This is a genomic window from Marinifilum caeruleilacunae (assembly GCF_013141825.1).
GTDB lineage: Bacteria > Bacteroidota > Bacteroidia > Bacteroidales > Marinifilaceae > Marinifilum > Marinifilum caeruleilacunae.
Map to the genome: position 1 here is coordinate 1 of NZ_RZNH01000090.1, position 1,446 is coordinate 1,446.

Consider the following 1,446-nt stretch of genomic DNA (forward strand, 5'->3'; position numbering starts at 1 on the left):
TGAACTGCACCCCAAAAGTTGGACACAACATTTGGGGTGTTTTTATGACTAAAAAAAAGAGAAACAAATTTAGTATTGAGGATAGAGAACAAGCAGTTCTAAAAATACAGAACGAAGGAAGATCTTGCCTATCTGTTGCACGAGAATTGCAAACCTGTCCCAAAGTAGTTGGGCGTTGGGTTAATGCCTATAAGCTACATGGTAAAAATGGTTTATCGTTAAGAAATAAAATACGCTACACTGGCGATTTTAAACTGCAATTAATTGAAGAAATGCTTAAAACAGGCTTATCTTTGGATCAAATTTCCGCAAAATATCTAATTACTCAGTCTCTTATATCTAAATGGAGAAGAGATTTTGAGAGGTATGGAGCATCAGCATTGTTTAAAGAAACTCGTAGAGGCAGACCTCCCAAAATGAAAAAGAAGTCAGAAAATAAGCAAATAGATTCTATAAGTGAGTATGAAAAATTACTTCAGGAGAATAAACGATTACGTGCTGAAAATGATTATTTAAAAAAGTTACAAGCCTTAATTCAGAAACAGAAAACTCAAAAAAACAATTGAGAGTTTTAACCATCCAGGAATTAAGGCAGAAACACTCACTTTCAATACTGTTGAATGTGGATGGAATGGCTAGAAGTACTTTCTATTATCATCAAAAACTTCTCAATGCCACGGATAAATATGCATTAGAAAAGAAGCTGATTACAGAAATCTTTCACCAGAATAAAGGTCGATATGGCTATAGGCGCATAACACTTGAACTRCGCAACAGAGGTCTGCAGTTAAATCATAAAACCGTTCTTAAGCTAATGAAAGAACTTGGCTTGAAGTGTAAGGTCAGAATAAAAAAATATCGTTCTTACAAAGGAGATGTGGGAAGAATTGCACCTAATATTCTGGAAAGAAACTTTAAATCTGATAGGCCTAATCAAAAGTGGGTCACGGATGTAACAGAGTTCTCTCTTTTTGGTACTAAATGTTATCTGTCGCCGATTATGGATTTATACAATAGGGAAATTATCAGTTACAATATAACACATAGACCAACTCTGGATCTGGTTACGGATATGGTGGACTCGGCATTTACTATGGTCCCCGACACTACCAATCTCACTCTCCATTCAGATCAGGGATGGCATTATCAACATGCAAGCTACAGAAATAAACTACAAGAAAGAGGTGTCAAGCAAAGTATGTCACGTAAGGGAAATTGTTTGGATAATGCAGTAATAGAAAATTTCTTTGGACTTTTGAAATCTGAGTTGTTATATTTGCAGGAGTTCAGTTCGTTGCAACACTTTCTAAAGGAACTGGAGGAGTATATAAATTACTACAATAATATTAGAATAAAGACTCATTTAAACGGATTGAGTCCGGTAAAATACCGAACTCAATATCATTAACTTATTTTATAACCGTCCAATATTTGGGGTTCACTTCA

At 34.9% G+C, this 1,446-nt stretch carries 1 protein-coding gene; it reads left to right on the forward strand.

Annotated features, from left to right (window positions below; genetic code table 11):
- The first annotated feature begins 44 nt into the window (after positions 1-44).
- Positions 45-1,408 (forward strand): IS3 family transposase gene (locus ELS83_RS22800; RefSeq protein ID WP_430438944.1). Its coding sequence is split into 2 segments (ribosomal slippage): positions 45-528 and positions 528-1,408, totalling 1,365 coding nucleotides; the frame shifts between segments, so codons are not numbered across the junction.
- The last annotated feature ends 38 nt before the right edge of the window (positions 1,409-1,446 follow it).